The 1,129-nt window shown below is 73.4% G+C and carries 1 protein-coding gene; it reads right to left on the bottom strand.

What is annotated here, in order from left to right:
* On the bottom strand, nucleotides 1-918 hold a 918-nt coding region (gene nadC / locus AC5LUJ_RS20605; protein WP_493465547.1), incomplete at its 3' end, for a carboxylating nicotinate-nucleotide diphosphorylase.
* Nucleotides 919-1,129: the final 211 nt, after the last annotated feature.

The following is a 1,129-nucleotide window of genomic DNA, read 5'->3' as shown; positions in this document are numbered from 1 at the left end:
GGAGAGGGCGAGGTCGAGGCCCAGGTCCAGCGCGGGTGCCGAGTGGGTCAGCGCCCCGATCGCCAGATAGTCGACGCCGGTCTCGGCCACGCGGCGGGCCGCGTCGAGGGTGAGGCCTCCGCTGGCCTCCAGCTCGACGCCGTTCGGACGGGCGATCGTGACCGACGCGCGCAGCTCGTCCAGGCTCATGTTGTCGCAGAGGATCAGGTCCGCGCCGGCTGTCACTGCTTCGGCGACCTGGGTCACCGTGTCGCACTCGACCTCGACCGGCAGGCCGGGGAACCTCGCCCGCACCGCGGCGAACGCCGCCGCCACCCCGCCCGCGGCGACCACGTGGTTGTCCTTCACCAGCGCCGCGTCCGCCAGCGACATCCGGTGGTTGCGCCCGCCTCCGCAGCGCACCGCGTACTTCTCCAGCGCACGCAGCCCCGGCAGGGTCTTACGGGTGTCCCGGATCGCCACCCCCGTACCGTCCACCGCGTCGACCCACCGCCGGGTCGCCGTGGCCACCCCGGAGAGGTGGCACAGCAGGTTCAGCGCCGTGCGCTCGGCGGTGAGCAGGGCGCGGACCGGGCCCGTGACGGTCAGGACGGTGTCCCCGGGGCTCACCCGGTCACCGTCTGAAGCGATGATCTCGATGTCCAGCCCGCCCGTCCAGCCACTCTTCGTATCCGAGTGCTCGTCAGCGGCGCCGCCCCCGCGGTGGACGTCCGACGGATCCCGCGTCGAGCGGACGCCTGTGGGCTCGTATCGCGCCGGGTACCAGTCGGAGAGGACCACCTCGAAGACGGCCGCGGCCACCGGCAGGCCGGCGACGACTCCTCGGGCCCGCGCGACGACTGCTCCCTGCCCGGCCAGGCCGGGCGGCACGGTCGCGACCGACGTCGTGTCGACCGTATCCGGAACATGACTACTCACTGTACGGACAGTGGCATCCGCCGCGGTTTCGGGGGCCGCGACCGGCTCCGCTGGGAGCGCGGGCAGGTCCTCGGCGACGGCACCGCGGATGAGCGCGACGAGCGCGTCCGGATCAAGCCCGGCGGACACCAGAGCGCCGCGGGTCTCCGGCGACAACGGTGACGATGACGGCGGTGACAACGGCGGCGGCGGTGACAACGACAACGGCGAC

The sequence above is a fragment of the Protofrankia sp. CiP1_Cm_nod3 genome (assembly GCF_982290655.1).
Note: the sequence above shows the minus strand (reverse complement) of the source record. Positions and strands in the feature narration are given on the sequence as shown.